Source organism: Streptomyces sp. NPDC048352, assembly GCF_040651895.1.
GTDB lineage: Bacteria > Actinomycetota > Actinomycetes > Streptomycetales > Streptomycetaceae > Streptomyces.
This window is the reverse complement of sequence record NZ_JBEZKZ010000004.1, coordinates 135606-161418: the sequence shown is the minus strand read 5'-3', so window position 1 is coordinate 161418 and position 25813 is coordinate 135606. Positions and strand designations below refer to the sequence as shown.

The following is a 25813-nucleotide window of genomic DNA, read 5'->3' as shown; positions in this document are numbered from 1 at the left end:
GAACGGTGGACGCCGGCACTAGCGTGAGCGCCATGTACGAGATCAAGGGCGTGACGGCCACGCCAGGCGGGCGGATCACCGTCCGGTTCCACCAGCACGGCTACGTCGTCGAGCCGGACCGGCGCGCCGGCCGCATAGCCGACACCTTCCTCGGCGAGGGGGCCGGGTGCGTCACCGCACTGGTCCTGCTCGCATCGGTCGGCCTCTACAGCCTGCTCCGCAAGACCGGAGCGCCGGAGGCCGCCGTCACGGCCTGCCTCGTGGTGGGCATCGTCGCGGTCTGCTACGGGTCGCTCCTCGCGCTCCTGCACTGGACCAGCGGGGTGATCGCGAACACCGTGCTCTTCCTGCTCGTCGTGGTGACCTCGCCGGCGCTGTTGATCCCGGCCTACCGGCGCGCGGTGCGGCGCCGGTGGGGCGGTGGCGGCCCTGAGACCGAGCCGGGCTGGGTGCCCGCCGGAGCCCTCACCGGCGTGTGGCACCAGCCCGACCCCCGCGCCGGCAGCGTGGTGACGGTCCAGCACAGGGACGGCTCCGTCATCGCCCACGTCCCCCCGCCGGACAGGGCCCGCGACCTGTACGAGCACTTCCACACCCTGCTCCACACCCCCCACCCGCCCCACCCCGGCTACCACCCCGCCTGACCCCGCCCACGGGGGACCCGGCCGACGGGGATCACGCGGGGTTCACCCGGTCGGCGACGTGTGGGTGCCCGTATGGGGTCAGACGTCGCGGATCGTAGCGAACCCGTCCAGAACGGGTGAGGGGCCGGTGTGCAGCCCGTGAGGCGGCCCGGGAGGGCGATCGGACGGCGTTCGTAGAGCGCAATGCCCTCATTGCGTGGATATTCTGGGACATGTGATCGAGTCTGGACGGCCGCGGCACCGCCGGCGCCCCGGCCGGGGGAGGTTTGTGCGGCTGTCGCCGGTCATCCTGACCGTCGTGATCGCCAGCCTGGCCTACGCCACTCCGCCGGAGATGGCCTTCAGTCGCCTCCTGCCCGCGGCGCCGGCCCTGGCCGCCGCCATGTGGCCGGTGCTCCCCACCGTCCTGCTCGGGACGGTCTGCCTCCTCCTCATGATCGGCCTCAGCCTCGTCTTCCCCGACCTGGGGACGTGGTGGACGGCTGCGGGGATCATCGCGGTCACCGTGGCCGCGGCGTACGGCAGCCACCTCCGCCTCCAGCGCGAGCGCACCCTCTTCCAGGTGCGCCTCGTGGCCGAGGCCGCGCAGCAGGTGGTGCTGAGCCCCATGCCACGCCGCCTCGGAAAGGTCGAGATCGAGTCCCTCTACCTCGCGGCCGCGGCGGAGGCCCGCATCGGCGGCGACTTCTACGAGGTGGTCGACACCCCCTACGGGGTCAGGCTGCTCATCGGTGACGTGCGGGGCAAGGGCCTGCCGGCGGTGGGGGCGGCCGCGGCGATCGTCAACGCCTTCCGGGAGGCGGCCTACGACGAGGCCGACATGGTCAGCATCGCACGCAGGCTGGACGCCAGCAGCACCCGCTACAACGCGGCCTTCCCCCCCGAGGGGCCGATGGAGCGCTTCGCCACCGCCCTCCTCGTGGAGATCCCGCACGAGGGCGGACGCCTCGACATCCTCAACTGCGGCCACCCCCCGCCGCTGCTCCTGAACCGCGGGGGACTCCGCGTCCTCGAGCCCGCCTCGCCGTCACCGCTGCTCAGCCTCGCGGAGCTGATCGGCGAGCACTACAACGTCGACACGTTCGACATCGCCCCCGGCGACCTGCTGCTCCTCTACACCGACGGGATCGCCGAGGCCCGCGCCCGCGACGGCGAGTTCTTCCCGCTGGCGGCCTGGATGCGCGGGCAGCACCGGACACTGCCCCGCGACCTGCTCACGGCGCTGCACGGCGACCTCGTCCGCTACAGCAAAGGCCGCCTTGACGACGACGTCGCCGCCCTCGCCGTACGCCTGAGCCCCGAGCCCTGAGGCCCACGGGCGCGCCGCGCGCATGCCCGTCGCGGGGCCGGGTACGACCTCTCCGGTACGGGTGGCCGTGGAGCGACCCGCGGACGAAAGGGTAGGGGAAGTGATCCGAAAGCTGCAGGCCGTCGCCCTGGACTGCGCCGATCCGGTACGGCTCGCGCAGTTCTACGCGGAACTGCTCGGCGGGCGGGTGGTGGCGGACCCGGGGGACTCCGACTGGGTCGAGGTGCACGGCTTCGAGGGGACACCGCTGGCCTGCCAGCGGGTGGACGGCTACCGGCCGCCGGAGTGGCCCGGTCAGCAGTCCCCGCAGCAGGTCCACCTGGACTTCGACGTGGACGACCTCGAAGGGGAGGAGAAGCGGGCGCTCGCCCTCGGCGCGACCGTGCTGGAGCGGACGGACCAGCTCCGCCCGGAGGCCAACTGGCGGGTGTACGCGGACCCGGCCGGCCATCCGTTCTGCCTCTGCCTCCACTGACCCGGCGGCGCCGCCCCGCCCGCGCCGCCGATCCGCCCGGGACGGCTATCCGTTCAGGCGCAGCCACAGGAGGAACAGCCCGAACAGCGCCAGGCCCCCCGAGACTCCGGCGGCAGTTGTTCCGTTCGGGGGTGATGGACGGCGGAAACGGGGGCAGGGGCGGCCCAGGGGGAAGAGCTCCCCGGGCCCGGGTGGGTACAGCCCCGGCCGTTCGAGAGGAAGGACGCTCCGTGTCCAAGGTCGAAGAGTCCGTCGAAGTCGATGTCCCCGTCCGTACCGCGTACGACCAGTGGACGCAGTTCGAGACGTTTCCCCGCTTCATGGACGGCGTGGAGCGCATCGATCAGCGCACCGACACGATGACCCACTGGGTCGCGAAGATCGGGGGCGTCACCAAGGAGTTCGAAGCGGAGATCACCGAGCAGATCCCCGATGAGCGGGTGGCGTGGACGACGCTGGGCGGCGACGTCCGGCAGGCCGGTGTGGTCACCTTCCACCGGCTCGCCGACGCGAGGACGAAGGTGATGCTGCAACTCGACTACGACCCCGACGGCTTTGCGGAGAACGTCGGCGACAAGCTCGGGTTCGTCAAGCGCCAGATCACCGGCGACCTCAAGCGGTTCAAGGAGTTCATCGAGGACCGCGGCCGCGAGACCGGTGCCTGGCGGGGGCAGGTCTGACCCGTCTCCGCAACGCCCGGGGGCTCGGCACCGTGCGCGGGTGCGGGGCCCCGGGGCGGGGCCGGCGGACGAAGCCGGGGGGCGTGAGGCCACCCCGGCTTCGACGCGTCCGAAAGCCCCACCTCCCCTGCCCGGCCCCGGCGTTCACCCCCGCCGACTCCGGACCCGCCCGCGCGCTGTCAATACCGCAGACCACAAGGACCGAGCCCATGGTGCGTGACACTCCGTCACAGACCGCTGCATCACCGCTGGATACGATCCCCGAAGACGGACGGCCGCAGCGGGACTTCGGCACCGGCGGACCGGTCCCGGCCGAGCCGGTCACCATCCTCGAAGCGGAACCGTCCGCCGTCATCCGGGACGAAGAGACCGCACGCCTGCGCACCGTCGCGGCTGCGCCCCCTCCTCGACCGCCCCACTCCCAGCGGAACGGACACCCCTTCGTGAGCCTTCGCCCGATCGAGCCCAAGCAGCGCGGTTTCCTCATCGTCAACTCCCACCCGGAAGGCGCCGCACAGACCGTACGCCGCACATGGGAGGCGATCCCCGCCCGCACCGACGGCCGCCGCCCCGTCGCGCTCGTCCTCGGCCACTCCGCCGGCTACGGGCTGGCCGCGCTCCTGGCCGGCCTGCGCCGGCACGGCATACGCGGCGTCGGCGTCGCGTACGAAACCCCCGACACCGGCCGCCGTACCGCGAGTGCCGGCTGGTACCGCACCGCGGCCGCCGCCCGGCTCGCCGCCGAGGCCGGGCACGACATCCGCTTCGTGAACGCCGACGCGTTCTCCGCCGAGGCCAAGGCCGAGGTCGCGGACCTGCTGGAGCGGCACTACGGTCCGGTCGACCACCTCGTCTACAGCCTCGCCGCCCCCCGCCGCACCGACCCGGCCACCGGGGAGACCCACCACTCGGTGATCAAACCGCTCGGCGCCGCCTACGAAGCCCCCGCCCTCGACTTCTCCGGGGCCGTCCCGGCGGTGTCCCGGCACCGGATCGAAGCCGGCACCGAAGACGAGACGCGCGCGACGGTCGGCGTCATGGGCGGCGACGACTGGGCCCTGTGGGTGCGGGAGCTGGCCGCCCGCCGACTCCTGGCGCAGGGGTTCACCACCGTGGCCCTGACCTACGTCGGCTCGGAGGTGACCGCGCCGGTCTACCGGCACGGCACCATCGGCGCCGCCAAGGCCCACCTGGAGCAGACCGCCCGCGACCTCGACGCCTCCCCCCTCCTCAAGGAGAAGGACGGGCGGGCGTTCACGGTCGTGGCGGGTGCGGCCGTCACCCAGGCCTCCAGCGCGATCCCCTCCATCGCCCTCTACACCGCCTTCCTCCGTACCGTCCTCGGCGAACGCGGCTTCCGCTCCACGGCCGAGCAGGCCTGCGCGTTGTGGGACCAGCTGGAGGGCCGCACCCCGCTCGTCCTGGACGAGGAGGGAAGGATCCGACTCGACGGCTGGGAACTCGACGCCCGGGTGCAGGACCGGGTGCGGGAGCTGTGGGCCGATCCGGAGCGCGGACTGGAGGCCTCCCGGCCGGGCGCCGACTGGTTCATGGGCCAGGTGAAGGGCCTGTACGGCTGGGGCGTCGGCGACGTGGCGTACGGCCGGCCGGTCGAGACCGACGTCCCCTGGCCCACCCGTCCGTGACCCCGCCCACCGGGCCGAGACCCGGGCCACCCGCCGCCCCCGGCCCGGGCCCCACGCGCCGGGCAGGGCGGCACACCCGTGGCCCACCCCTCACATTTGGGACGATGCCGCAGTTTGAGCACATCTGCGTCTCACGGATCGTTGGTTACTTCTGAGTCACCTCCTTGATCAGGTACCGTCCGGAACCGCTCGATCCGATTGCACGCCCACGCCCGCTTCGAGGACCCATGCCTGCCAGTGAAGTCCCTGCCCTCAAGGCCCATCGGGGGTCCTGCCACCTGAACGCGGCCACTGTGCGGTCCACCCGCCACCGGCCGGCGCGCATAGCGGGCGGAGGAGCTCTGGCCCCTTGAAATTCCGAATCAAGCGCCCGGACAGCAGCACATCCCCCTTCCCGCACCCCGAGGCGCCCGCCCCCGACGTGCACACGGCCGCCCCCGAGGCCGCCGCCGAGGCGCCCTTGTCGGCGTACGAGATCGAGCTCATCCGCACCTCGGTCTCCGTGGTCGAGCCACTCGCCGAAGAGATGACCGTCTACTTCTACGCGATCCTCTTCGCCCGCTTCCCCGAGGTCCGGCCGATGTTCCCGCCGGGCATGGACGCCCAGCGCGGGCGCCTGCTCCGCGCGCTGCTGCGCATCGTGGACCTGGTCGACGACCCGGAGAGCCTCGTCCGCTTCTGCGGACACCTCGGCCGCGACCACCGCAAGTTCGGCACGCTCCCCGCTCACTTCCCCGCCGTGGGCGAGTGCCTCCTCGCCTCCCTGGCCCGCTATGCCGGCCCCGCCTGGACCCAGGAGATCGCCGCCGCGTGGGCCAAGGCGTACGGCGTGGTCGCCGACGTCATGATCAGCGCCGCCGAGCAGGACGCGCGGGTACGGCCCGCTGTGTGGCCCGCCACGGTCGTGCACCTCCTGCGGCGCGGGCACGGCATCGCCGAGGTCACCGTGCGCCCCCACCTCCCCTACGCGTACGCCGCCGGGCAGTACGTCAGCGTCGAGACCCCCTGGTACCCCAGGCAGTGGCGCTACTATTCCCCCGCCAACGCGCCCCGCGAGGACGGCACCCTCACCTTCCACATCCGCGCGGTCCCCGGTGGCACGGTCAGCGAAGCACTGGTGCACCGGGCGGTGGTGGGCGATGTACTGCAACTGGGCGCCCCCATGGGCGACATGGTGCTGGAAGCGGCCGCGTTCGACGACCTGCTCTGCGTGGCCGGCGGCACCGGGCTCGCACCGATCCGGGCGCTCGTCGAGGAGGTCGCCCGTCGTGGCGGGCGCCACCAGGTCGACCTCTTCCTCGGCGCCCGCACCGGTGCCCAGTTGTACGGCGTGGACGACATGCTGCGGATGTCCCAGAGGCACCACTGGCTGACCATCAGGGGCGCGGTCTCCCACGAGTACGTCCCCGGACTGCGCGGATCCCTGCCGCAGGTCCTGGCCGAGTACGGGCCCTGGTACCAGCACGACGTCTACCTCAGCGGGCCCGTACCGATGGTCGTCTCCGCCAGGGAGACCCTCACGCTCGGCGGTACGCCGCCCGACCGCATCCACCACGACCCGTTCGAAACGCCCGTCCTGGCCAGGCCCTGACCCCCGCACCTCCGGTCAGGCCCCGCCCCCGCCGGGCCCCTTGCCCCGTCCCTCCCTCCTCCCTCCCCGCCATGCCAGGAGAGCGCCCCGTGACCTTGCCCCCGCCGCCCTTCGGATCAGCAGGCGAACACCTTCTGCAGCAGCAGCTGGGCACCGCCGACCGCGCCAACAGGTTCTACGACCAGCAGGTGCGCCCCTGCCTCACCTCTCGGATGCGGGAATTCATCGGCCGCCAGTCCATGGTCTTCCTGGCCACCTCCGACGCGCGCGGGGAGTGCGACGCCAGCTTCCGGGCCGGGCCGCCCGGGTTCGTCCACGTGATCGACGAACACACCCTGGCCTACCCGGAATTCCGGGGGAACGGCGTGCTCGCCAGCGCCGGCAACATGACGGAGAACCCGCACCTCGGCATGCTGTTCGTGGACTTCTCCCACGATCACGTGGGCCTTCACGTCAACGGCGTCGCCCGCCTGTACACGGACGCAGACCTCCGCTCGCTCCACCCGGGCCTGCCGTCCGGCACCGCTCCCGGGCGGACCCCCGAGATATGGATCCACCTGAGCGTCGAAGAGGCCTACATCCACTGCTCGAAGTTCATACCCCACCTGGTGCCGGCCCCCCGCCCCACCGCGCACGACCCGGCCCGCCCGAAGGACGTGAACTACTTCACCGGCCCCCGGCACGCCGCCGACCGGACCGGCCACGTACCGGGGACCATCCGTCAGTAGGCCCCCGGATCCGCCGCGTCGGCGGGTTCCCGCCCCCGCGCTAGAGGGTGTCGAAGGATTCCCGGGCGGTGAAGTGGTACAGCCCGACCTTCGGGCGGGCGACGGTGCCCGGAGTGGTGAGCGGCAGGCTGACGCCGTCCGCGTTCGGCATGTGGCCCGGGTCGGCGATGATGTTGATCTCGTCGGCGACGGGCCCGTTGCCGCCCGACGGGTTGAGGTCCACGGCCGCGTACGTGGTGGCTCCGGGCCGTACCGGGTGGGCGGGCGCGCCGCCGAGGCCCTCGGGGGGCGTCGCCTGGATGCCGAGGGCGGCGTCCTTGGCGCTGAAACCGACGGCCGGGTGGAAGTCGAGCCCGCACGTGGTGGAACCGTTGTTGGTCACCGTGATGATGCGGACCGTGGCCGGGAAGCCCTGCGGCGAGGTGACCTTGACGGTGAGGTTCCGCGCGGAGCAGGGGTGGGTGTAGGCGTAGCTGTCGTCGGTGGTCGGCCCGGGTGTACCGCCCGTGGCGTCGGCGTTGGGGCCGGCCTGCGTCGGGCTCGCGGCGGCCGCCGGTGTCCCGGTACGGGCCGGCGTCGCAGACGCGGCGGCCTCGGAGGCCGCCGCCCCGGTGCCCGGGCTCGTCGAGGGTGCCTTGGGCGCCCCGCCCGCGGAGTCGGCGCCCTCGCAGGCGGTCAGGGCCAGGGCAAGCCCGACGAAGGTGGCCAGGGCCGCGGAACGGCTCCGGTTGATGCGCATGCTGAAACTCCCCGTGTCGTACGTCCGGGGCGGAAGCCGCCCGAGTAGGAACCACTATCACCCGAACGGCCCGTATCGCGGGCATGCGCGCCGATCACCTGTCATGGGGAGGGCGGCGGGAACGCAGGAGCCGCCCAGGCGGCGGCCCCCGAGTTGTGGACGGGCGGTGGATCCGCACGGTGACGCCGTCACGCTCGTGCCGGATGACGCAGGCGGCACCTGGCAGAAGGCCGACAAGGGCGTCCCGCTGTCGAGTGAAGTGCACGCCTCGGCGCTGCTCGCTCCGCTCCCTCCGGCGTCGTGAATGTGACTGTTGTGCCGTGTTCGCGAATGCGTGCGCACAGTGCTGTTCCTGGTGCTGTCCGAACGAGAAGGAGACACCTGATGCTTACTGCACCGCTTCCGGCCCTCGCGCCGGTCGCCTCTCCGGCCGAAGCTGACATCCTCGACGCGCTGCTGGCGGAGGGGGAGGCTCCGGTCAGTGACGCGCCGACCTTCTGCGCGGTTGCGGGCTCCATCCTGATCATCCTGCTCGGGCCGAAGGAGCCGAAGGCACAGCAGCACTGACCCCCCCCGCCCCGCCCCTCCGCCGTACCTGCCGTGACAGGAGAACCACCCCCGCATGTCGATGACCGATGCGACGCTGCGCGCCGAGTACGGCGCGGCGGTCGAGCGGATGGCGGGCCGGGCCCTCGCCGCCCTTCGGGGCGGCGAGGGCGCCGGTGCCTGGTCCTGGCCGCTGTCCAGAGCCGAGCTGGCCGCGGTGCGCGTGCTGGGCGCGGACCTGTTCGCGCCGCACCTGACCGGGGCCCTGCCCTGGGACGACGCCCCGGCGGACGCCGTCGCCGAGGCCTGCCGGATCTTCCCGCCCCGGCCGGAGGACGACCCCGTGACCGCCTGGCACGACTGGGCCGCCCGGGCGCTGGCCGCCCGTACCGGCACCGCCGTCGCCGGACCGACCGCCGGCGCCCCGCCCGAGCCGCCGCCACCGGCCCGTACTCCCGCCCCCGAGGCCGACGGCTGGCACCAGCTGGCCGCAGCGGCGGCCCGGCTGGCACCCATGGCGCTGCCCGCCTTCGACAGCCCCCTCCACCGGACGGTGCGGGCACATCCCCTCGCCGTGGCCCGCGGCACCGTCCGGGCCATGCTGCGCCGCGACTACCGCACCGCTGCGCGGCTGACCCGCTGGCTGGCCTGGCTGCACCACACCCGTACGCCGGTCGCGCTGGAGATCGCCCCCCTCCTGACCCGCCTGAAGCAGGTCGGCGGCGACAGCGCCCGTACGGCCCTGGACCTGGCCGTCGCCGAACACCTCGTGCAAGCGCATCCGGAGGGACGATGACCGCCACCGCCACGGAACACCTCGGCACCGTCCAGAGCTGGTCCTCCCATGCGCTCCACTGGCTGCACACCGCACACGCACAGGGCTACGGCACCCTCGCGCCCGACGCGTCAGCCGACCTGGCCGATCCCGACAGCGCCTACAAGCCGCTGGGCGAAGCAGCACTGGCCGCGTCCCTCGTCCTGCGCGACGGCGTCGCCGGCTCCCACGACGCCCGGGCGGCACGCGCCCTGATCGACTCGTGCTGGAACCAGCTGCAGAACGGCGACTTCCTCTACGAACGGCAGTTGCGCCACCTCACCGTGAGCGACCCGATGGAGCTGTACGCCCACTTCGTGCGCGCCGGCCACCGCCATCGCCTCCTGGACGGCCTCCTCGCCGACTACGCCGCCCTGCGCGCCCCCGCGGCCATGGAGATGGTTCCCAACCGGCGCCTCGCGGTGGCCAACGCCCGCCGGATCATCGGCATCGGCCCGCAGCCCGACTGGCCGGCACTCGCCGCGGCGACCTGGCTGGGCGCCACCCCGGAGCCGTGGGCGGTGGACTGGAGCACCGGCTACGACATCACCCACACCGTCTTCCACCTCACCGACTGGGGCGCCCGCCCCGCGGGGCTGCCCGCGCCCATGGCCGACTACCTCAGGAACTGGCTGCCGGCCTGGGTCGACATCTGGCTGGAGGTGGGCCAGTTCGACCTCGTCGGGGAGCTCCTCGCCGTCGACGCCTGCATCGGCGAGCCCGTCTGCGGCCCCGACCCCTGGCAGCGGCTCGCGGCCGTCCAGCATCCCGACGGGCTCACCCCCCGCGACGGCGACCCCGTCGCGGACGACCCCCGCACCGCGTTCAAGGACAACGAGCACACCGCGGTCGTCGCCGTCGTCGCCGGCACCATCACCCTGTCCCGCACCCTCGGCGCCGCCGGCTTCGCGGCATGACTCCCACGCCCGACCTGACGGGCCTGGTGGAGGCCGCCCCCGGTGCGAGCGCCGTGACCCTCGCCGTGGCCCGTGGCGGAACGCACGACGTGTACTGCCACGGCCGCCTCTCCCACGGCGGCCGGCCCAACACGCCGGAGACCGCCTACGAGATCGGCTCCGTCACCAAGACGTTCACCGCCCTCCTGCTGGCCGAGCTCGCCGCACAGGGCCGCCTCGGCCTGCACGATCCCATCGACGCCCACCTGCCGCCACAGCATCGGCCCACCCCGCCGCACGGCACCCGGATCACCCTCCTGCACCTGGCCACCCACACCTCCGGCCTGCCACGGCTGCCCCCCGGACTCCTCGCCCGCGCCCTGCCCACGTACTTCACCAACCCCTACGCCCGCTACCTCACCCGGCACTTCCACCGCGACCTGCGACGCACCCGGACCCGCCGGCCCCCGGGCAGCCGTCTGGCCTACTCGAACTACGGCATGGCCCTCCTCGGCCACACCCTGACCCAGGCGACCGTCGCGGACTACCCCGCCCTCCTGGCCGAACACCTCTGCCGCCCCCTCGGCCTCACCTCCACCACCTGCGGCCCCGCCCCCGCCGGCCAGGCCACCGGCCACCGCGGGGACAAGCCCCTGCCGCCCTTCGAGATCCCCGCCCTGCCCGCGGCCGGCGCCGTGCGCTCCACCGGCCCCGACCTCCTGCGCTACCTCCAGGCGCTGCTCACCCCCGCCGACACCCCGATGGCCGCCGCTCTGCACACCGTCCAGCAGCCGCGCCTGCGGGTCCCGCGCTCACAGGACCGGCTCTGCCTGGCATGGAACCTGCGCGAGGCTGACGGCCGGACCATCCTCTTCCACTCCGGCGCCACCCGCGGCTTCACCGCGTTCACCGGCCTCTGCCCCCAGTCGGGCACCGCCGTCGCGGCCCTGGCCAACACCGGCCCGCGCTCCGACGGCCGCTTCGTAAGGACGGCCTACGCGCTCCTGAAGCAACTCGACACCTGACACGGGCCCCAGCGGCCTAGCCCCCGCAGCTCGCGAACGCTTCACCCGAGCCGCCGCCGCCCCGGTTCGGGGGCTCCTTCGGGGGGCGGGTCAGCAGGCCGCTCTCCTCGGTGAACCGGGGGAGTTGTTCACGCAGTGCCGGGGCGCCGAACAGGGCGACGCTCAGCAGCAGCGCCTCCGGCCGGTCCTCCGTCGCCCGGCGGACTTCCGCGTGGTCGCGGCGCAGCCGGGTGAGCAGCGCCGCGCCGCGCAGGGTGCGCCGGGGCCACAGCCACAGGGCCACCGCCCCCGCGTCGGCGAGCAGGCCGAGCACCAGCCACACCGCCGCCTGCCCGCCCGCGGCGGCTCCGACCGGCGCGGCGGCGAAGACCGGCAGCAGCAGGCCGCGTACGACCCACGCCCTTCGGCGGGACACCACCAGCCGCGCCCGCTCCAACTCGGCCGACACCCCCCGGACCGCATGCCGGACCCGCTCGATGTCCGCCAGGCGGCGCGGGTGCAGGGGCTTGAACAGCACGTGGTACTGGGCGCGGGCCACCTCGGAGCAGCCACGCGGCAGCCGGGCCTCGCCGGGCCGTACGGTCTGCCGCCATCCGGCCCGGACCGAACCCCCCAGGTACAGCTCCACCAGGGCCGTCTGCGCCGCACCCCGCGCGCCGCCGCGCAGCAGGCCCGTCTCGACGGGGGAGAGCCGCCGGCCCAGGGGGTCGCGCCGCGGCCGCACGCCGGGACGAAGGCGCAGGACGGCGGCGAGCAGCAGCAGGAGCCATGCGGTCCCCGCCGACACCGCGTCGATCACGAGCACGGACCACCTCTCCCTCCCCGGACCGCCGGTGGACACCGGAGACCGCCTCGGGGTCCACCATGTCGCAAGCGTGCGCGAAGAGGAACAGAGCCGGCCGCGGGACAGCGGCGGGCACCTTCGGGGGGTCGTCCACCTCCGCTACCGCGTGGTGCGCTAGGTGCGACCTGCGGGGCGTGCGGGTGTTCGGGGGGACGCCCGTCAGGGTGGTGGGCGAGGCGGTGCGGCGCGGAGGGGCGTTGTAGGAGGTGATGTTGTTTCTCTAGTGAGGTGGGGAGTCTCCAGTGCCCTCTGTGGCGTCACCTGAAGTCGAGACCCTGTTGCGGCGGACGCTCGGCGAGCGGCGGATCGGGCTGGTGGCCTGGCGGTTGATCGTCCTGCAGATCGCGCATCCCGCCGTCGCGGCCGGGATGGACCGCTACTCCACTTACCGCGCGCACCCCTGGCGGCGGATCGAGCACACCATGGAGAGCGGAAGCAGGCTGTTCTTCGCCGGGCCCGAGGAGCGGCGGCTCGAAGTGGCGCGGCTGGCCCGGACGCACCGGCGGATCCGGGGGGCCGACGCGGCCGGGCGGGCGTACTCCGCGGAGGACCCCGAGGTGCGCGGCTGGGTGATGGTGACGCTGTACGAGGCCATGACCGCCATGCGGGAGCTGGCCGGGGAACCGTTGTCGGCACGGGAACTCGACCTGCTGTACGGCGAGTTCCTGGAGGTGTGCGCGGCGCTCGGGATTCCCCGTGAGGCGGTTCCGGCGAGCGCCGCGGACGTGCCCGCGTACGTCGACCGGCACGTGCGGGAGGTGCTGGAGTACGGCGATGTGGCACGCCACATGCTCCACGAGATGCTGCGCGAGGCGCCCGTTCCCCGGCGGCTGGCGCGGCTGGGGCCCGCGTGGCCGCTGGTACGGGCGCTGATCGCGCGGACGCTGACCACCCTGACCGTCAGTGATCTGCCGCCGGCCTGGCACGAGCGGTTCGGGACGTCCCGCGGGCGTGCGGGCGCCGTACTGTCGTGGACGCTGCACCACGGGCTGCGCCACGCCATGGCCCTCGCCCCGGACCGGGTGCGCTACCGCCGCCGGTCCAAGACCGGCGGCGCGCCGCCCGCGCGGCTGCCGCGGCCCCGGAGCGTCGACTCCCGCCCGGCCCGGCTGGAGACCTTCTTCCGCCAGGTGCTGGACCAGACCGGCAACGGCCGGGTCGATTCCGCCGACCTGCAGGCCATGGTCCACACCATGTGCTGGCGGCTCGAACTGCCCGTCGAGCGGGAGGACGTGGTGTACGCCGCGTTCGAGGGGTGGTGGCGGCAGTTGCGCCGGAGCGCTGACGCCGACGGGGACGGCGCCGTGACGTGCGCGGAGTTCGTCGGCGCGATGCTGGCCGGGGTGGACGGGGACCCGGCGTATCTGGAGAACGGACTCGTGCCGGCGGTGCGGGCGCTGTTCCGGGCCGCCGACGCCGATGGGAGCGGGTACCTGGGCCCGGACGAGTACCGGGCCCTGTTCGGCGGGCCGCGGGTGCATCCGGCCGAGCTCAACGACGGCTTCAGGGAACTGGACGCCGATGGGGACGGGCGGATCGACGAGGAGGAGTTCGTCGCCGCGTTCGCCCAGTTCTTCACCGCGCGGAGCGAGGCCGTCGCCGGTACGGCGCTGCTGGGACGCGCCTGAGCGCCGGAGGCGGACGGCGGCCCGCGTACGGCCGGGAGGGCTGGGCTGGGGCTGGGCCCTGCCCCACTGCTCGGGCCCTGCCCCACCGGCCCCGCGGAGCTCTAAACGGCACGCTCCTCAACAGGATTCGTGGATTCCCGGTGGTCCGAATCCTCGGGCGGGGCCGCGGCACGCAGCGCCGCTTCGACCCGGCGGTTGCCGACCATGGTCGACGTGACGGCGGTCATGGTGAGGAGGAGGCCGCCGGCGGCGTAGAGCGGGGTGCGGATGTCGTAGGCGGTGGCCAGCCAGCCGCCGAGGAAGGCCCCGGAGGGGGCGGCGCACATGGCGAGCATGCGGGAGGTGGAGGCGACCCGGCCCATGAGGTGGGCGGGGACGATCGCCTGCCGGAGGGAGGGGCCGAGCACCATCGTGGCGCCCATGCCCGCACCGCAGACGGCGAGGGCGAGGCCGGCGACGTACGGGTTCGGGGCGGCGGCAAGGCCCAGGACGGCGAGTCCCTCGACCACGGCCGTACAGGTCAGCGCGGTCCCGGTGCCGAGCCGTCGGCCGAGGAAGGAGGCGATGCCCGCGCCGAGCAGGCCGCCGGTGGCTTCCGCGGTGAGGAGCAGGCCGAAGCCGAAGGTGTCGATGCCGAGACGGTCGTGCGCGAAGAGGGCGAGTACGGTCTCCACGGCGACGAAGGCGATGTTCCCGACCGCCGGACGCAGCGCGAGCCCGAGCAGCAACCGGTCCCGGAACACGTACGAGGCGCCGGCCCGCGCCTGCCGCAGCAGCGACTCCCGGGCCTGCGGTACGGGCCGGGGCGCGGCGGGCAGCGACCGTACGAGCAGGGCGGAGAGCGCGAACGACACCGCGTCGGCGAGCAGCGGAACCGCCCGCCCGAGCGCGAGCAGGGCACTGCCCGCGGGCGGCCCCGCGAAGCCGGACGCGGCCGTCTGGGTGCCGCGCAGGCGGGAGTTGGCGCGCTCCAGGAGCGCGGGGTCGCGGCCGAGCAGATCCGGCAGGTAGGCGGTGGCGGCCGTGTCGAAGAAGAGCCCGCCGAGGCCGAGCAGGAAGGCGACGGCCGCGAGCAGGGGAATGCTCAGCATGTCGAGCGCGGCCGCAGCGGCCGGTACCGCGAGCAGCACCGCACGGGCCGCGTCCGTGATCCACATCGTGCGCCGGCGGTCCCAGCGGTCCACCAGCGCACCGCCGAGCACCCCGAAGAGCAGCCACGGCAGCGTTCCGGCGGCCGTGACGACGGCGAGCGCCATCGGATCCCGCGTCAGCATTAGGGCGAGCAGCGGCAGCGCGGCGTGCGACACGCCGTCACCGAGCGAGGACACCGTCTGCGCCGTCCACAGCCGTCCGAACCCGGTGGGCAACGTGCCTGCGCGGTAGGTCACTTGGCGTCCCCCTCGGCCGGCTGGCGCGATGCCGGGCGGAAGAGTGCGAAGACGAGCGACGCGTCCGGCAGCGACGGATCGGACAGCGCCCGGTACTCGTCCGCCAGTGCCTCCAGCCGCGCCCCCAGCTCCGCGAACTGCTCCTCGGTGAGCCGCAGATGCGCCATCCGTACGTGCCGCTCGCCATCGGCCGGCGCCGCCTCCAGGTCCGCCACCGCGTGCCGCATCAGCACGTCCGGCCCTCCCTCGCCCGGATCCGGCAGCACGATCGCCCGCGCGGCCATCGCGTAGTACCGCTCGGTGACCCCGCGGACCTTCCGCGTCCGTACCACCTTCACCAGGCCGGCCCGCTCCAGCAGCCGTACGTGGTAGCTGGAACTCCCCTTCGCGAGGCCCACTCGCTCGGCGATCTGCGTGATCGTCGCGGGCTCGAAGCGGAGTACGGCCATGATCCGGTGGCGCGTGAGACTGGAGACGGCGCGCAACTGCTCGTCGGTGGTGACGTGGAACGTCTCGGGAAGATCATCGGTAGGCATGCGCCAATGGTCAACGTTTCTTGTCCATTAGGCAAGGGATTTCGGACCGCGGATCACGGCGGAGGACGGACAGGCGTTCACGGTCGGCGGATCACGGCGGAGGAGGGCCCGCCGGGACGCTCCCGGACCGGCCCGCCCACGCAGCAAGGCGCCTGAAGGTCAGTCACCGCTCGGGGGCGCCGGGAAGTCGGCCACGATCTGGTGCGCGTACTCGTCCTCCGGGCCGAGGTCCTCCACCGCTCGGCCGGCTTCCGGGAGCCGGCCCGTCTCGCACAGCAACCGCACGAGGAGGTACAGGGCGCCCTTGTCGCCTTCCTCGGCACGATGGCGAAGCGCCCTGTCCATCCCGCGCTCGTGAAGCGATCGGTTGAGCCTCCGACGGGCGTGGACATCCGTACGTGCGAGCTCCGTGAGCTCGGCGAAGCGCTCTGCGCCGACGAGCAGGTCCATGTGCCACAGATGGCTGTCGTGCGCGCGGAAATCGGCGGAATAGCACGCGGCGCGGGCGCTGACCAGCGCGATGGCCGTGTCCCAGTCCCGGATCTCTTCCGCTGCCCGCGCCTGCTCGTACCACTCCACCGGCCGAGTATCGCGCAGTGCCTTCCGCGACGACACCGGGAAAGCGGTCGCCGGCGCGGACCTGGTCCGCGACGCGCACGGCGTGGCCGCGGGCGGAGCGCATCCGGAGGCGGGTCCGCGCGAGAAGCTGAGTCGCACCGCCGAGCCGGCGGCCGGCCGGGACCGGCCGCCGCCCGACCCCTCCCGGACGGAGAGCCCAGATCATGAGGCGCAGCAGCGACATCGTCATCATCGGCGCCGGCGCCGCCGGCCTCTCGCTGGCCTGGCGGCTGCTCGACCCGCCGCCCGGCGTCCGGGTCCCGGACGTCGTCCTCGTCACCCCGCCGCCCGGCCGGCTCCGTCCTCCCGAACGCACCTGGTGCTACTGGGAAGCCGGACCCGGTGACTACGACCCCCTCCTCACGGCGAGCTGGCGCAAGCTCCGCGTCCGCGCCCACGACGGCGACGGCCCCGTCCACGACCTCGGGGGAGACCTGAACTACAAGATGCTCCGCTCGGACGCGTTCGAAAGGGGCCTGGCGCCACGCCTGTCCGCACTGCACCGGGTCGAAGCCGCCGTCGAGTCCGTCACCGACCGCCCGGACGGCGCCGAGGTGACCTCTCGCGCCGCCGACGGCACCGTCAGCACGCTCCACGCCCGCTGGGTCTACGATTCCCGGCCGCCCGCCGCACCACCCCCCGCCCGCGTCTCGCTCCGCCAGCACTTCCGCGGCTGGTTCGTCCGGTGCGACCGCCCGGTCCTCACCCCCGACACCGTCGAACTCATGGACTTCCGCACCCCCCAGCCGCAGCACGGGCTCTCCTTCGGCTACGTGCTGCCGACCAGTCGCCACGAGGCGCTGGTCGAGTACACCGAGTTCGGCCGCGCGCCGCTCACCCGCCCCACCTACGACGCGGCCCTGCGCCACTACACCGGACAGGTCCTCGGGCTCGGATCGTTCCGCGTGACCGCCGCCGAGCAGGGCGTCATCCCCATGACCGACGGCCGCTACGCGCGCCGGGCCGGCCGGCACGTCTTCCGGATCGGCGCGGCGGGCGGAGCCGTACGCCCCTCCACCGGGTACGCCTTCGCCGCGATCCAGCGGCAGGCCCGGGCCGTGGCGGACGCCCTGCACGCAGGCCGGTCACCGGTGCCTCCGCCGGCTCACCCGGCTCGGGCCCTCGCCATGGACGCCGTTCTCCTGCGCGGCCTCGACACCGGACGCATCGACGGCGCCGCCTTCTTCACCCGCCTCTTCCACGAGGTCCCCTGCACCCGCCTGCTCCGCTTCCTCGACGGCACGACCCGTCCCGTCGAGGAGTTCGCCATCGGGCTGCGCACGCCCGTGCTCACCATGCTCCGCACCGCCGCGGAAATGCCCCTGCTCAGCCGCCGCAGCTGACCGTCACCACCGAAGGAGACCCCCATGGCCCGCCCCGCCCCCGCCGCCCGCCGCGGCCGCGACCGCAAGGCCGTCGTCCTCCCCGCGCCCCCGGGCCGGCCCACCGGCGACGGCGCGACCCGCCGGTGCGCGGTCATCGGCGGCGGCATCGCGGGCCTCGCCGCCGCGACGGCCCTCGCCGAACGGGGCGTCCGCGTCACGCTCCACGAGCGCGAGCGGACGCTCGGAGGCCGCCTGGCCGGATGGCCCACGGAACTCGCCGACGGATCGACCGTCACCATGAGCCGCGGGTTCCACGCCTACTTCCGGCAGTACTACAACCTGCGGGGGCTGCTCAGGCGGGTCGACCCGGGACTCGAGCGGCTCCGCCCGCTGCCCGACTACCCCCTGCGGCACGGCTCGGGGACGTACGACAGCTTCGCCCGCGTTCCCCGGACACCGCCCTGGAGCGCCCTGGGCTTCGCCCTCCTCAGTCCGAGCTTCGGCCGCAAGGACCTCACCCGGATGAACCCGCGGGCCGCGCTGCCGCTGCTCGACGTCCGGGTCCCCGAGGTCTACCAGCGGTACGACGACGTCAGCGCCCTCGCACTCCTCGACCGCGTCCGCTTCCCCGAGGCGGCCCGCCACCTCGCCTTCGAGGTCTTCTCCCGCAGCTTCTTCGCCGACCCCGGCGACCTGTCCGCCGCCGAACTCGCCCTCATGTTCCACATCTACTTCCTCGGCTCCTCCGAGGGCCTCCTCTTCGACGTGCCCGACGAGCCCTACCCCCAGGCCCTGTGGGACCCGCTCGCCCGCCGTCTCGACGCCCACGGCGTCGACATCCGCACCGGCGCCGCCGTGGCGGCCCTCGAACCCGGCCCCGGGGGCGGGCACCTCGTGCACACCCCGGACGGAGTCGAACACGCGGACGCGGTGGTCCTCGCCCTGGACACGGCCGGGCTGACCGAGCTCACCGCCGCCTCGCCCGAGCTGTGCGACGCCGCGTGGCGCGCCCGGATCGGCAGGCTCCGTACCGCCCCGCCCTTCCTCGTGACCAGGCTCTGGACCGACCGCCCGGTCGACCGGCACCGCCCAGGCTTCCTCGGCACCAGCGGTTACGGCCCGCTGGACAACATCAGCGTCCTGAACGCCTTCGAGGGCGAGGCCGCCCGCTGGGCCGAGAAGACCGGAGGCGCCGTGCTCGAACTCCACGCCTATGCCGCGGACCCGGCCGCGGACCCGCGGGGACTCGCCCGCGCCCTCGTCGAGCAGCTGCACCGCGTGTACCCGGAGACGGCCGCCGCGCGCATCGTCGACCGGCGGGACGAGTGGCGCCGCGACTGCCCCCTCTTCGCCGTCGGAGGCCACGCCGACCGGCCCACCGTGGACACCCCTGACCCCACCGTCACCGTCGCCGGGGACCTGGTGCGCACCGACCTCCCGGTGGCGCTCATGGAACGGGCCGCCACCACCGGGTTCCTCGCGGCCAACGCCCACCTGCGGCGCTGGGGCCTGCGCGGGCATACGCTGTGGACCGTCCCCCGGCGCGGCCGCTGCGCACCGCTGCGGCTCCTGGCCCGCCGGTTCGGCGAAAGCTGACGGCCGCCGCACGCCGGTTCGGCGAAGCTGACCGGCCTGCCGCGCGCCGGCCGGCGGGGGCGCTCAGCCGGGGAACCGGCCCTCGGCGCGCAGTCGCCGGCGCCGCTCGGCGTACGCGAGGTCGTCGCGCCACAGCCGGCCCGCCGCGGCCCGCATCGCGGGGCGCAGCAACGGCGCGAGCGCCCGCGCCACCGCGAACCCGCGCCGGTCCGACCCGGCCACGATCGCCTCCACCACGGCGGTCCGCGGACGCCCGGCACCCGCCGGTGTCAGGGGCGTCGCATGCGTTTCCACCACCGACCCCGCCCCTTCCCCCGCGACGATCCGCATGACGACCGTCCGCGGATCCGGCGCGTGGAACGCCGCGCTCACGGGGACGACGATCCGCCCGGCCACCTTGAACGACACGTCCACCAGCAGCACGTCGTCCTCGTCCGCCACGGCGCCGCCCGGGTGGTCCCGGACGACCAGGTCCACGAACGAGTACGGGTGGAGCCACGCCCCGTGCCACGGGTCGAGGCGGTTCGCGACGACGTCCTGCGGCTCGCACGCGCCGGCCCCCGTGTAGACCGCGGCGAGCGCGGCGGCCCGAGGCGGCCGGGCCGGCACGGCGGGGCGCTCCGTCGGCGTCTCACCGCCCACCCGGTCCAGGCGGACCCACACCAGCACCCCGTCGTCGTGCACCGGCCACGGCTCCCACCCGGCGAACGGGCCGCCGTCGAGGCCCAGTCCGTGCCAGTGGCAGACCAGCCTTCCGCACCGCACCACGGCGTCCTTGAGCGGCGCCCCGAGATGCGGGCACGCCCCGGGGCCCGCGTGCGGCGTGCCCTCCTCGTCGCGCCACAGCACGACCTCGGTGCCCGCCACCGTACGGCCCAGCGGCCGGCGGCCGGTCAGGTCCCGGGCGGCGCCGACGACGTACCAGTTGCCCGACGGACGCCCCACTGCCCGCTCCAGCGCCTCGGCGATCAGCGCCGGCCGGGCCTCCCGCCACGTCGGGCGCTGGCGCTCCCAGGCGACGGCGTCGCGGCGCAGCCGCAGGGGGACCAGCCCCCGCCGTCCCGGCCTGTCTCCGGTACTCACACCGTGTCCTCTCCTCGGCGGCGGGTCGGGCCGCCGCCTCCTCCCGGCGCGGCGGGCTCCCCGCCGTACCCCGCTCCCGCCCGCCCCGTCCGCCACCGGGGCCCGCCGGCCCGGTCGGCCGGACGCGGCGCGCGGCGCGCCGCGAGGGCGCCGGCCAGGCCCCGCAGGGCCACGGCGGCCCGCCGCCGACGGCCCACGACGGCCCGCCGGTGTACCACCGCGTACCCGTCCCGCTCGATGGCGCCGAGGATGTCCCCGTACAGCACGAAGGCCGTGCGCACGCACGGCGCCGAGACGGGATCCAGCCGGCCGATGCCCGGCTCGGCCGCCCGGTAGACGTCCCGCGTCAGGGCCGCGGCCGCCCGCAGGGCCGAGGTGATCCGGGCGTCCCGGCGTCCGGTCAGCCTGCTCCACCCGAGCAGGTCGCGGTCGACCCCGTGCGAGGCCAGCAGGTCCGCGGGCAGGTAGACCCGTCCCCGGTCGAGGTCCTCGCCGACGTCCCTGAGGAAGTTCGTCAGCTGGAACGCCATCCCGAGGGCCGCCGCGTACGGCTCCGCCTCCTCCCGCGGCACGACCGTGCCGAGCACCGGCACCATCTGCAGGCCGATGACGGCGGCCGACCCGTGCATGTACCCCCGCAGGTCGGCGTACGTGGCGTACTCCCCGACGGACAGGTCGCTGCGCATCGACGCGAGGAAGTCGCAGAAGTGGCGCGCCTCGATCCCGTACCGCGCCCTGGTGTCGGCCGCCGCCCGCACCACCGGCTGCGGTACCCGTTCGCCCCGGACGGCGCGCAGCCACTGCCGTTCCAGCGCGTCCAGGGCGTCGCCGCGGTCGCGTGGGGTGGCCGTCGTGCCGAGGTCGTCCACGATGTCGTCGGCGTACCGCGCGAACCCGTACAGGGCGTGCACGGCCGCGCGCCGGTCGACGGGCAGCAGCCGGGTGGCGAGGAAGTACGTCTTGCCGTGGCGGGCGTTCAGCCGCCGACAGGCCGTGTAGGCCGCGCGCAGCGACGGGTCGGTGATGCCCGCGGCGTCCAGCTCCCGGGCCGTCATCCCGCGCGCTCCCCGCCCGGTACGCCCTCGCCCGCCGGCGCCGCGTCCCTCCCGGGCGCCGGGGCGGGGGCCGCCGGCCGGGCGGTGCGGCGGGGGCGGTGGGCGCCGCCGGTCACCCGGGCGGCGGCGAGCTTCCCCGAGAGCAGCACCGTGGGCACCCCGACCCCCGGTGTGGTGCCGCAGCCGGCCAGGACGGCGTTCTCCGTCCCCCGGACCAGGTTCCGCGGCCGGAACGGCCCGGTCTGGCCGAAGGTGTGGGCGGCCGAGAAGGGCGTCCCGGCGGCATGTCCGAGCGCTGTCCAGTCCGCCGGCGTCACGAGGCTCTCCGCCTCGATCGACGCCCCCAGCCCGGCCAGCCCCCGCCGCTCCAGCTCGCGCACCAGGCTGTCGCGGTACCGCGGTCCGAGCTCGCCCCAGTGGGCCGCCCCGGGCCCCGTCCGCGTGTTGGGGCACGGCGCCAGGACGTAGTGCAGGTGGCGGCCCGGCGGCGCCAGCGACGGATCGGTGGCGGTCGGCCTGGTGATCAGCAGGGACGGATCGCTCATCAGCCGCCCGCCCCCGATCAGTTCGTCGAACGTGGCCTCCCAGGACGACCCGAACGACAGCGTGTGGTGCGCCAGCTGCGGCCAGGTACGGTCCGTCCCCACGTGCAGCACCACCGCGCTCGGGGCGTGCCGCAGACGCAGCGCCCGCCGGGGAGCGCGTCCCAGGAGCGCGTAGGAGAGCGGCAGGTCCGGGGTGAGGACGACCGCGTCGCACGGGATGCGGTCGTGCGCGGTGACCACGGCCGTCACCCGGCTCCCCGCCCGCTCCAGCCGCAGCACCGGCTCCTCGAAGCGGAGCACGGCCCCCGCCCGCGCCGCCGAGCGGGCCATGGCCTGCGGTACGGCGTGCATCCCGCCCCGCGGGAAGTACACCCCGGCCACGGTGTCCATGTAGGCGATCACGGCGTAGGCGGCCAGCGCGCGCGAGGGCGCCACCCCCGCGTACAGGGCCTGGAAGGTGAAGACGCGCCGCAGCCGCTCGTCCCGGAGGAACCCGCCGATCGCCCGGTCGAGGCGTCCGAACCCGCCGAGCGCGGCCAGCCGCGCCAGTTCGGGACGCAGCAGCTGGGCGGGGGAGTCGAAGTTGGTGTCGATGAAACGCCGCATCTGAACGGCATGGAGCCGCTCCAGCCAGCGGCGCAGCCGGCGGTAGCCCAGGGCCTCCCGCGGGCCCGCGAAGGCGGCGACCTCGGCCTCCATGGCCTCGCCGTCGGTGTGGACGTCGAGGCGGGAGCCGTCGGCGAACAGCGCCCGGTACGCCGGATGGAGCGGGACGAGGTCGAGCCGGTCGTGCAGGGAGTCGCCCACGGCCCGGAAGGCCTCGTCGAGGATCTCGGGCATGGTGAGCACGGTCGGCCCGGTGTCCACCCGGTAGCCGCCGAGGTCGACGCGTCCGGCCCGCCCGCCCGGCCCCGCCTCCCGCTCGACGACCGTCACCCGCCGTCCGGCCCCCGCCAGGTGCAGGGCGGCGGCCAGCCCCGCGAGGCCGGCGCCCACCACGACGACGTGGTCCGTCGGACCGGTCACCGTCTTCAACGGCCTTCCCCCATCAGCACGGTGGCGTCGGTGTCCCGGACGGCTCCCGCCGTCCCGGTGACGCCGGGGGCGAGTCCGCACGCGCCGCGCAGCAGGAGCCCGATCCGGTCGGCGGCCGCCGGCGAGAGACCGGCGCCCGCGACCGCCCCGGCGCCGCGGGCGCACAGCTCCTCGATGCGCTCGGTGACCTGGTCGCGGGCGCCGCACGACACCAGCAGGTCGAGGACCCGGGCCACGTCGCGGGCGCCGGCGGCGGGCGCGCCGGCGACCTCGTCCAGGAGCCGCAGGCCGGCCCGGTCCCCGCGCCGGGCGCACAGGTCCCGCGCGACGGCCAGCACGTAGGTCGCCTTGCCCTCGCGCACGTCCTCGCCGACCGGCTTCCCGATCACCGCCGGTTCCCCGAAAGTCCCCTGGAGGTCGTCGTGGAGCTGGAAGGCGAGCCCCGCCGACCGCCCGGCCTCGCGCAGCCGGCCCACCGTGCCCTCCGGCGCACCCGCCAGCGTGGCGCCCAGGGCCAGCGGGTGCCCGACCGTGTACAGCGCCGTCTTCAGCACCGCCGTACGGACCGCCTGACCGGCCGATCCGGCGCCGGTGACCTGGGCGCGCAGGTCGAGGTACTGGCCCGCCACCATCTCCGTGCGCATCGGCCGCCAGACGCCGTACGCCCGCACGGCCGCCGGCGACCCCTGCAGGCACTCCGCGAACGCGTCGTCGGCCCACCCGAGCGCCAGGTCGCCGGCCAGTACGGCGGCCGCGCCGCCGAACGTGCCGCAGGGCAGCTCCCGGTCACCGGTCCCGTACTGGTCGTCCATGACGACGTGCAGGGCGGGGCGCCCCCTGCGCAGGGACGATCCGTCCATCACGTCGTCGTGGATCAGCGCACAGGCCTGGATCAGCTCCAGCGCCGCCCCCGCGCCCAGGGCCCGCCCGGCCTCGGCGTCCTCGCCCCCGCAGCCCCGCATCGCCCACCACAGGAACTCAGCGCGCAGCCGCCTGCCGCCCGCCCGTGCGAAACGCACGACCCGGGCCGCGATGTCGGCCGCGAAGACGGGGTCCGTGGCCTGCGCCTCCGCCAGGCGGCGTTCCAGGATCTCGCCGAGGCACGCCTCGACGGCCGCGGGCACGTCCTCATCGACGTCGAGCGGGTCGAGCGGGTCGAGTACGCGCATGGGAACTCCCTTGGCCGGCGGCGTGACGTCTTTGGCTCACGGGTCATTCCGTACCGCCTCTGCCTCCGGATGCACGCGCATTGCGCCGAGCGGCCCCCTAACGGACTGCTCCCGGGGCGCGCGGGGTGACACTGGGGACATCGAGGACGCGTGGAGGAACCGACGATGGGCCTGCTCGAAGACGCCGAACTCGCCGGGGCGTTCGACCGCGCGGCACGCACGTACGACCGGATGACCTCCGCCAGCCCCGGCTACCACCGCCACCTGCGCCGGTCGGCGCGCCGCCTCGCCCTGCCCGCGGACGGAGCGGACCAGCACGTCCTCGACCTCGGCTGCGGCACCGGCGCGTCGACGGCCGCCCTGCTGCGCGCCGCGCCGCGCGCGTCCGTCACCGGCGTCGACGCCTCGGCCGGCATGCTGGCCCGGGCCCGGAGCAAGCGCTGGCCCGGCAGGGTGACCTTCGTCCACGCCCCCGTCGAGGGCATGGCGGAGGCGGGCGTCACCGGTCCGTACGACGCCGTCTTCGCCGCGTACCTCTTCCGGAACCTGGCCGATCCCGACGCCGGCCTCGCCGCGGTGCGCGACGTGCTGCGCCCCGGCGGCCGGCTGGCCGTCCACGAGTACGCCCTCGGCGGCCGTCCCGTCGACCGCGCGGTGTGGTCGGCGGTCATGGCCGCCGTGGTGCTGCCCTGGGGGCGGCGTCACGGCGACGAGGCGCTCTACCGCCACCTGTGGCGCAGCGTGCTCGACTTCGACACCGCCGGGGCGTTCGCCCGCCGGCTGCGCCGCGCCGGGTTCACCGGCGTGCGCACGCTGCCCCAGCCCGGCTGGCAGACCGGCATCACCCACACGTTCGTGGCGACCCGCCCCTGACCGGCCCACCGCGTACGCAGGCGCCGTCCGTCCCGGGGGTGCATCCGGATTGCGCCGAGGAGCGGAAGAGACCTTACGAGAGACCGCGCGCGAAGGAGGAGCCATGGTGGACGTCCGTCCCCTCGAGGGCCGCACGGCGGTCGTGACGGGGGCCGCGCGCGGGCTGGGCGCGGCGATCGCCCGGGAGCTGGCCGCCCGCGGGATGCGCGTCGCCCTGCTCGGACGGGACACCGACGCCCTCGACGGGGTGGCGGCCGGCCTTCCCACGCCGGCCCGCGTGTACGAGGCCGATGTCACCGACGACCGCGCCATGGAGCGGACCGCCCGCCGGATCCGGCAGGAGCTCGGCGCGCCCTCGGTGGTGGTCGCCAACGCCGGCATCGCCGAGGGAGGCCCGTTCGAGCGGTCCGACCCGCGCACCTGGCGCCGGGTCGTCGAGGTCAACCTGATCGGGAGCGCCGTCACCGCCCGCGTCTTCCTGCCCGCGCTGCTGGACACCCGGGGCTATTTCCTGCAGATCGCGTCCACCGCGGCCTTCGGCGCCGCCCCGATGATGAGCGCCTACTGCGCGTCCAAGGCCGGAGCGGAGTCCTTCGCCCGCTCGCTGCGCGCGGAACTGGCCCACCGCGGGGTGTCCGTCGGCGTCGCCTACGTCCACTGGACCGACACGAGCATGATCCGCGACGTCGAACGGTACGCGGTCCTGCGCGAGCTGCGGGCCCACATGCCGCCGCCGGCCCGGCGGATCCATCCGGTGGGCCAGGTGGCCGCGTGGATCGCCCGGGGCGTCGACCGGCGTTCCGCGTCCGTGTACGCGCCGCCGTGGCTGCGGCTCGCCCAGGCGGTCCGGCCGCTCTTCCCCATGGCGGTGACCCTCCTGTCCCGGCGGCAGCTGCCGCGGCTGCTGCGGGAGGCGCCGCTGGAGGGCACCGGCCTCCTGGGGCGGGGCGGACGCATCGAGGAGGACCACCTCGCCCGGACGGCCCGCGACGCCGGTCCGGACGGCCGGCCCTGACCGCCCGGAG

The 25813-nt window shown here is 74.9% G+C and carries 25 protein-coding genes and 1 pseudogene; 17 read left to right on the top strand and 9 right to left on the bottom strand.

From position 1 onward, the window contains the following. The first annotated feature begins 32 nt into the window (after positions 1 to 32). From AB0D45_RS04250 to AB0D45_RS04220, 7 genes are all read left to right on the top strand, one after another. Positions 33 to 644, top strand: a complete 612-nt coding sequence (locus tag AB0D45_RS04250) for a hypothetical protein (RefSeq protein WP_362455208.1) — start codon at positions 33 to 35, stop codon at positions 642 to 644. Positions 645 to 978: 334 nt separating this feature from the next. Then, positions 979 to 1953 (top strand): PP2C family protein-serine/threonine phosphatase, encoded by a 975-nt coding sequence (locus AB0D45_RS04245; RefSeq protein ID WP_362455240.1) that lies wholly within the window; start codon positions 979 to 981, stop codon positions 1951 to 1953. Positions 1954 to 2053: 100 nt separating this feature from the next. After that, positions 2054 to 2428 (top strand): VOC family protein, encoded by a 375-nt coding sequence (locus AB0D45_RS04240; protein ID WP_361604555.1) that lies wholly within the window; start codon positions 2054 to 2056, stop codon positions 2426 to 2428. A 230-nt stretch (positions 2429 to 2658) separates the two neighbouring features. Further along, positions 2659 to 3108: an SRPBCC family protein gene (locus AB0D45_RS04235; protein WP_361604561.1), complete on the top strand. Its 450-nt coding sequence runs from the start codon at positions 2659 to 2661 to the stop codon at positions 3106 to 3108. A 443-nt stretch (positions 3109 to 3551) separates the two neighbouring features. Continuing rightward, on the top strand, positions 3552 to 4754 hold the full coding sequence (locus tag AB0D45_RS04230) for an enoyl-[acyl-carrier-protein] reductase FabV (RefSeq protein WP_362455207.1): 1203 nt from the start codon (positions 3552 to 3554) through the stop codon (positions 4752 to 4754). A 349-nt stretch (positions 4755 to 5103) separates the two neighbouring features. Then, positions 5104 to 6345 carry a globin domain-containing protein gene (locus tag AB0D45_RS04225; protein ID WP_362455206.1) on the top strand — a complete coding sequence of 414 codons (1242 nt, stop codon included), beginning with the start codon at positions 5104 to 5106 and terminating at the stop codon, positions 6343 to 6345. 89 nt (positions 6346 to 6434) lie between these two features. Continuing rightward, on the top strand, positions 6435 to 7073 hold the full coding sequence (locus AB0D45_RS04220; protein WP_361604570.1) for a pyridoxamine 5'-phosphate oxidase family protein: 639 nt from the start codon (positions 6435 to 6437) through the stop codon (positions 7071 to 7073). A gap of 40 nt (positions 7074 to 7113) precedes the next feature. Here the strand turns inward: AB0D45_RS04220 and AB0D45_RS04215 are convergent, their stop codons facing one another. After that, positions 7114 to 7812 (bottom strand): DUF4232 domain-containing protein, encoded by a 699-nt coding sequence (locus AB0D45_RS04215; RefSeq protein WP_362455205.1) that lies wholly within the window; start codon positions 7810 to 7812, stop codon positions 7114 to 7116. A gap of 84 nt (positions 7813 to 7896) precedes the next feature. Here AB0D45_RS04215 and AB0D45_RS04210 point away from each other — a divergent pair. From AB0D45_RS04210 to AB0D45_RS04190, 5 genes and pseudogenes are all read left to right on the top strand, one after another. After that, positions 7897 to 7995: pseudogene (locus AB0D45_RS04210) on the top strand (hypothetical protein); the annotation flags it as partial. Between the two features lie 201 nt (positions 7996 to 8196). Next, on the top strand, positions 8197 to 8379 hold the full coding sequence (locus tag AB0D45_RS04205) for a hypothetical protein (protein WP_362455204.1): 183 nt from the start codon (positions 8197 to 8199) through the stop codon (positions 8377 to 8379). Positions 8380 to 8434: 55 nt separating this feature from the next. Continuing rightward, positions 8435 to 9154: a hypothetical protein gene (locus AB0D45_RS04200; protein WP_362455203.1), complete on the top strand. Its 720-nt coding sequence runs from the start codon at positions 8435 to 8437 to the stop codon at positions 9152 to 9154. Then, on the top strand, positions 9151 to 10089 hold the full coding sequence (locus AB0D45_RS04195) for a hypothetical protein (protein ID WP_362455202.1): 939 nt from the start codon (positions 9151 to 9153) through the stop codon (positions 10087 to 10089). The genes AB0D45_RS04200 and AB0D45_RS04195 overlap by 4 nt, the downstream gene beginning before the upstream one ends. Beyond that, the gene (locus AB0D45_RS04190; RefSeq protein ID WP_362455201.1) at positions 10086 to 11093 is read left to right on the top strand and encodes a serine hydrolase domain-containing protein; all 1008 of its coding nucleotides are present in this window, start codon (positions 10086 to 10088) and stop codon (positions 11091 to 11093) included. The genes AB0D45_RS04195 and AB0D45_RS04190 overlap by 4 nt, the downstream gene beginning before the upstream one ends. A gap of 16 nt (positions 11094 to 11109) precedes the next feature. On the opposite strand, the gene AB0D45_RS04185 is transcribed toward AB0D45_RS04190, so the two are convergent. After that, entirely contained in the window at positions 11110 to 11898 is a 789-nt protein-coding gene (locus AB0D45_RS04185; protein WP_362455200.1) for a TIGR04222 domain-containing membrane protein, read from the bottom strand. Between the two features lie 290 nt (positions 11899 to 12188). On the opposite strand from AB0D45_RS04185, the gene AB0D45_RS04180 reads away from it, so the two are divergent. Then, complete coding sequence (locus AB0D45_RS04180; protein WP_362455199.1) at positions 12189 to 13565, top strand: oxygenase MpaB family protein; 1377 nt, start codon at positions 12189 to 12191, stop codon at positions 13563 to 13565. Between the two features lie 101 nt (positions 13566 to 13666). On the opposite strand, the gene AB0D45_RS04175 is transcribed toward AB0D45_RS04180, so the two are convergent. The 3 genes from AB0D45_RS04175 to AB0D45_RS04165 form a co-directional block, all read right to left on the bottom strand. Further along, on the bottom strand, positions 13667 to 14932 hold the full coding sequence (locus tag AB0D45_RS04175; protein ID WP_362455239.1) for an MFS transporter: 1266 nt from the start codon (positions 14930 to 14932) through the stop codon (positions 13667 to 13669). Positions 14933 to 14949: 17 nt separating this feature from the next. Continuing rightward, on the bottom strand, positions 14950 to 15489 hold the full coding sequence (locus AB0D45_RS04170) for a winged helix-turn-helix domain-containing protein (RefSeq protein ID WP_362455198.1): 540 nt from the start codon (positions 15487 to 15489) through the stop codon (positions 14950 to 14952). 159 nt (positions 15490 to 15648) lie between these two features. Beyond that, positions 15649 to 16068, bottom strand: coding sequence for a hypothetical protein (locus AB0D45_RS04165; protein ID WP_362455197.1), 420 nt, complete (start codon positions 16066 to 16068; stop codon positions 15649 to 15651). A gap of 203 nt (positions 16069 to 16271) precedes the next feature. On the opposite strand from AB0D45_RS04165, the gene AB0D45_RS04160 reads away from it, so the two are divergent. Beyond that, positions 16272 to 17450, top strand: a complete 1179-nt coding sequence (locus AB0D45_RS04160; protein WP_362455196.1) for a lycopene cyclase family protein — start codon at positions 16272 to 16274, stop codon at positions 17448 to 17450. A gap of 24 nt (positions 17451 to 17474) precedes the next feature. After that, positions 17475 to 19028: an FAD-dependent oxidoreductase gene (locus AB0D45_RS04155; protein ID WP_362455195.1), complete on the top strand. Its 1554-nt coding sequence runs from the start codon at positions 17475 to 17477 to the stop codon at positions 19026 to 19028. A 63-nt stretch (positions 19029 to 19091) separates the two neighbouring features. Here AB0D45_RS04155 and AB0D45_RS04150 read toward each other — a convergent pair whose 3' ends face one another. From AB0D45_RS04150 to AB0D45_RS04135, 4 genes are read right to left on the bottom strand one after another with little or no spacing between them, the layout of a single operon-like run. Then, positions 19092 to 20111 (bottom strand): DUF5914 domain-containing protein, encoded by a 1020-nt coding sequence (locus AB0D45_RS04150; protein WP_362455194.1) that lies wholly within the window; start codon positions 20109 to 20111, stop codon positions 19092 to 19094. Beyond that, the gene (locus AB0D45_RS04145) at positions 20108 to 21166 is read right to left on the bottom strand and encodes a phytoene/squalene synthase family protein (RefSeq protein WP_362455193.1); all 1059 of its coding nucleotides are present in this window, start codon (positions 21164 to 21166) and stop codon (positions 20108 to 20110) included. The genes AB0D45_RS04150 and AB0D45_RS04145 overlap by 4 nt, the downstream gene beginning before the upstream one ends. Continuing rightward, positions 21163 to 22746, bottom strand: coding sequence for a phytoene desaturase family protein (gene crtI / locus AB0D45_RS04140; protein ID WP_362455192.1), 1584 nt, complete (start codon positions 22744 to 22746; stop codon positions 21163 to 21165). The genes AB0D45_RS04145 and crtI overlap by 4 nt, the downstream gene beginning before the upstream one ends. After that, positions 22743 to 23915, bottom strand: a complete 1173-nt coding sequence (locus AB0D45_RS04135; RefSeq protein WP_362455191.1) for a polyprenyl synthetase family protein — start codon at positions 23913 to 23915, stop codon at positions 22743 to 22745. The genes crtI and AB0D45_RS04135 overlap by 4 nt, the downstream gene beginning before the upstream one ends. A gap of 165 nt (positions 23916 to 24080) precedes the next feature. On the opposite strand from AB0D45_RS04135, the gene AB0D45_RS04130 reads away from it, so the two are divergent. Further along, the gene (locus AB0D45_RS04130) at positions 24081 to 24788 is read left to right on the top strand and encodes a class I SAM-dependent methyltransferase (RefSeq protein ID WP_362455190.1); all 708 of its coding nucleotides are present in this window, start codon (positions 24081 to 24083) and stop codon (positions 24786 to 24788) included. 103 nt (positions 24789 to 24891) lie between these two features. Beyond that, the gene (locus AB0D45_RS04125) at positions 24892 to 25803 is read left to right on the top strand and encodes an SDR family oxidoreductase (protein WP_362455189.1); all 912 of its coding nucleotides are present in this window, start codon (positions 24892 to 24894) and stop codon (positions 25801 to 25803) included. Positions 25804 to 25813: the final 10 nt, after the last annotated feature.

Bases quoted from the DNA above. Each gene is read 5' to 3' on its own strand.
- AB0D45_RS04130 (WP_362455190.1), top strand. From the start codon at position 24,081: ATGGGCCTGCTCGAAGACGCCGAACTCGCCGGGGCGTTCGACCGCGCG.
- AB0D45_RS04245 (WP_362455240.1), top strand. From the start codon at position 979: ATGGCCTTCAGTCGCCTCCTGCCCGCGGCGCCGGCCCTGGCCGCCGCC.
- AB0D45_RS04145 (WP_362455193.1), bottom strand. From the start codon at position 21,166: ATGACGGCCCGGGAGCTGGACGCCGCGGGCATCACCGACCCGTCGCTG.
- AB0D45_RS04170 (WP_362455198.1), bottom strand. From the start codon at position 15,489: ATGCCTACCGATGATCTTCCCGAGACGTTCCACGTCACCACCGACGAG.
- AB0D45_RS04190 (WP_362455201.1), top strand. From the start codon at position 10,086: ATGACTCCCACGCCCGACCTGACGGGCCTGGTGGAGGCCGCCCCCGGT.
- AB0D45_RS04125 (WP_362455189.1), top strand. From the start codon at position 24,892: ATGGTGGACGTCCGTCCCCTCGAGGGCCGCACGGCGGTCGTGACGGGG.
- AB0D45_RS04250 (WP_362455208.1), top strand. From the start codon at position 33: ATGTACGAGATCAAGGGCGTGACGGCCACGCCAGGCGGGCGGATCACC.
- AB0D45_RS04200 (WP_362455203.1), top strand. From the start codon at position 8,435: ATGTCGATGACCGATGCGACGCTGCGCGCCGAGTACGGCGCGGCGGTC.
- AB0D45_RS04160 (WP_362455196.1), top strand. From the start codon at position 16,272: ATGAGGCGCAGCAGCGACATCGTCATCATCGGCGCCGGCGCCGCCGGC.
- AB0D45_RS04195 (WP_362455202.1), top strand. From the start codon at position 9,151: ATGACCGCCACCGCCACGGAACACCTCGGCACCGTCCAGAGCTGGTCC.
- AB0D45_RS04215 (WP_362455205.1), bottom strand. From the start codon at position 7,812: ATGCGCATCAACCGGAGCCGTTCCGCGGCCCTGGCCACCTTCGTCGGG.
- AB0D45_RS04135 (WP_362455191.1), bottom strand. From the start codon at position 23,915: ATGCGCGTACTCGACCCGCTCGACCCGCTCGACGTCGATGAGGACGTG.
- AB0D45_RS04205 (WP_362455204.1), top strand. From the start codon at position 8,197: ATGCTTACTGCACCGCTTCCGGCCCTCGCGCCGGTCGCCTCTCCGGCC.
- AB0D45_RS04155 (WP_362455195.1), top strand. From the start codon at position 17,475: ATGGCCCGCCCCGCCCCCGCCGCCCGCCGCGGCCGCGACCGCAAGGCC.